This window comes from Cupriavidus sp. CuC1, from assembly GCF_044627735.1.
GTDB lineage: Bacteria > Pseudomonadota > Gammaproteobacteria > Burkholderiales > Burkholderiaceae > Cupriavidus > Cupriavidus ulmosensis.
In genome coordinates this window covers 1-1,512 of sequence record NZ_JBIUHC010000367.1, presented here as the reverse complement: position 1 = coordinate 1,512, position 1,512 = coordinate 1, and the positions used below count along the sequence as shown (strand labels likewise).

Sequence of the window (1,512 nt, the reverse complement as noted above, 5' to 3'; positions counted from 1 at the left end):
CGGCGGATTGGTACAAGGCACTGCGGACGATAACGTCCGAGCGGGTGAGTGTCCGTAGCTGGCAGAAGCGACCTCTCGCGGCGGGATACGGTCAACTCGACGGGCAGGTGACTCAGTCCAATGAATTCGCGCTGGGAATCCGCTCAGTCTAACTATTTTGGTTCGGCGTTAGTGTTACCGGCGACGCAATACGTTCGCAAGCCATTGATTTGTAAGGACCCGCAGTCTAACGAATTCGGTTTCCCTGCAGAACACTGTGGCATCCAAGCCGAGTTTGACAAGGTGGGAACGCATTAGACTCAATGAACACTCATCGCGGCTCAACGTGATCGCCGCGAGTGCGGTGAAACTCCCGTTAAGCGCGGTCGGTTCATTCTGCTCGATGTTGGAAGGTCCGTTGGCAGCAGCCGTTCGAGTGTCCGCGCTCGTACGGCGGCGAGTGTCGGAAACTGGCCGAACTGAGCCGTCGGATCGTTCCCTGGAACTATACCGTCTCCGCCGCCGCCGCCACGGCTCCCCGATCCCGCAAGCCGCCGAAAAACAAAAAAGCCGCCCCCAACATGGGGAGCGGCTGATTGCTGGAGACGAGGCCCGAGGATTGCTAACGGGTTACGCGCATGGCGCCGCCGTTGGACACGAGCATCACCCGATCGCCAGGGGCAAACGGTTGATCGGCATCTTGCGTGACAGCCACAAGACGCCCCATGTCGGTACGGACAACGATCTCGTAGCCAGGCCGAGCGGGGTTCGACGCGCGCGCAGCGAGCTGCTGCGCTGCGAGACCCGCGACCGGGCCAGCGATGGCCGCGGCGACATACCTGCCGCGACCGCCACCAATGGCTTGCGAGCCGATGACCGATCCCGCGATCGCGCCGGCAATGCCGGCGATGCCCGAGAGCGCGCCCCTGTCTTGCGTCATGCAAATCAGATCAAGCTGCATCGACTGCTCGACCAAGGCAACCAACCCATTGATCCCGAGGCGGAAGTCCACCGCATTGCGGTGCAGATAGACCTGCAGGTCAGCGTCGAGCCGGAACATCAACGCGCCCCCAGCACTTCGATCATCGCCTTCACGAGCGGACGTCCTGCTCGCCGCATTGGAGTTCCACCGTCACGCCGTTGGGCATCCGCGCCGTGAGTACCGCGGGTGCCAGAGATGGACGCAGCGATGGTTGGGGCGAAGCAGGCGCCTCGGCCGGCAAACATTCCAGCGCCACCGGCGATTCCGAAACCGCGTTACGCCGCTAACCGGTATGCCTTTGTTTCTGCTGCAATTTACAGGGGTAGCTACCCCTAGTATTTATACGGGTTTCCGGCTGGCGGCCATGAGAAATTTCAATGAAATCAAGCGCTTGCTGACTACCCTCGGCATCGCTCGCGGGCGGCGGTGGCGGGGAAGGGCGGCGAGCTTTCCGAATAGCCGAATGCGGCCCTGAGTCTTCCCGGGTCGCGAGCCCAGAGGTACGAACTTCCGGGGCCCTTTCGAAGCGGGATGGTTATGCCGTACGCCAC

General features: G+C 62.0%; 1 protein-coding gene. It reads right to left on the bottom strand.

Features of this window, described 5'->3' with window-relative positions; translation table 11 throughout:
• Nucleotides 1–601: 601 nt before the first annotated feature.
• Nucleotides 602–1,039, bottom strand: coding sequence for an IS66 family insertion sequence element accessory protein TnpB (gene tnpB / locus ACGLHR_RS51675; protein WP_400103873.1), 438 nt, complete (start codon nucleotides 1,037–1,039; stop codon nucleotides 602–604).
• Nucleotides 1,040–1,512 lie beyond the last annotated feature (473 nt).

Coding starts and splice junctions, on each gene's coding strand:
- tnpB (WP_400103873.1), bottom strand. CDS start 1,039: ATGTTCCGGCTCGACGCTGACCTGCAGGTCTATCTGCACCGCAATGCG.